1 protein-coding gene is annotated in these 1625 nt (G+C 48.9%); it reads left to right on the top strand.

What is annotated here, in order from left to right:
• The first annotated feature begins 41 nt into the window (after nt 1–41).
• Entirely contained in the window at nt 42–1583 is a 1542-nt protein-coding gene (locus IB286_RS15340) for an IS3 family transposase (RefSeq protein WP_190767036.1), read from the top strand.
• Nucleotides 1584–1625: the final 42 nt, after the last annotated feature.

Raw genomic sequence — 1625 nt, forward strand, 5'->3', positions numbered from 1 at the left:
GAGGGTGCGGACAAAATCTTGGACTACTTTGGAGGTAGTCCATGTACTCATATGAAGATCGCCTTCGGGCCGTAAAACTCTATTTGCAGCTTGGGAAACGTTGTAAGGCGACGATTCGACAGTTGGGTTACCCGACCAAGAATACTTTGAAGGCGTGGCACGAGGAATTCGAAAGGCATGGTGATCTGCAAGCAGAGTATGGCCGCTCAAAGTCGAAGTACTCGGACGAGCAAAAGAGCCTAGCGATAGAGCATTGGGAAAATCATGGGCGCTGTTTCTCGTTCACTCTGAGGGCCTTGGGCTACCCCTGTAGACAAAATCTCACCGCATGGGTTCGCGAGCGATATCCCGAAACTACAAGGTGTTTCGCTGCTAGTAAGGTAGGCCGGCCAACAGCTTCATTGTCTTCTAAGCGTTCCGCAGTTTACGAATTGTGTACACGCACAGGCAGTGCGCAGGAGCTTGCAGACAAGCTGGACGTTGATCGAGTGACGCTGTACAACTGGAAGAACCAGCTACTTGGCCGAGAGGCTCCAGCATCCATGAAGCGCGAAAAAACTTCACCAACAACAGCGGATAGAGAAGAGCTACAGCGTCAAGTCGAAACGCTTCAGCGCGACATCCGTAATCTGCAACTTGAACACGATCTTCTCAAGAAGGCTAACGATCTATTAAAAAAGGATCTGGGCGGCGACTTGCAACTCCTAAGCAACCGGGAGAAGACGATGCTGGTTGACGCCCTGAAAGAAGAATATGGCTTAACCGTGCTTTTAGAACGGGTCGATTTGGCGCGAAGCTCTTACTTTTATCATCGATCTCGGATGCGGGTTGGAGACAAATATGTTGAAGTCCGCAGCAACATTACTGAGATATTTGAAAGCAATCACCGCACCTATGGTTATCGTCGAGTTAAAGCTTCGTTGATGAAACAACAGGTGCTCGTCTCTGAGAAGGTCGTGCAGCGCCTCATGAAACAAGAAGGCCTTCATGCGGCAAGGCCCAAACGGCGTAGATATCGTTCTTATATCGGAGAAATAAGCCCTGCTCCGGAGAATATTATCAACCGCGACTTCCATGCGGCAGCACCCAATGAAAAATGGCTCACGGACATCTCGGAATTCCAGATACCAGCTGGAAAGATTTATCTGTCACCTATTATCGACTGCTTCGATGGAATGGTTGTAAGTTGGTCGATTGGCACTAGGCCAAATGCAGAACTAGTGAATACTATGTTAGAGGCGGCCATTGAGACCCTGGCCGTGGATATTGAAAAGCCTATTGTTCACTCTGATCGGGGTGGTCACTACCGATGGCCGGGATGGCTCTCCCGTATTGAAAGTGCAAACCTGATTCGATCTATGTCGCGTAAAGCGTGCTCGCCAGACAATGCGGCATGTGAAGGGTTCTTCGGAAGACTAAAAACCGAGATGTTTTATCCAAGAGATTGGCGATCGACGAGCATTCCACGGTTCATCGAAGAGCTTGATGCTTACATTCGCTGGTACAACGAAAAGCGGATCAAAATGTCTCTTGGTTATCTCAGCCCCATCGAGTACCGTGAAAGTTTGGGGTTAGTGACATAAATAAGTCCAAGAAATTATCCGCATCCTCAGTGGGTCAGTTTT

The organism is Spongiibacter pelagi (assembly GCF_014705705.1).
GTDB lineage: Bacteria > Pseudomonadota > Gammaproteobacteria > Pseudomonadales > Spongiibacteraceae > Spongiibacter > Spongiibacter pelagi.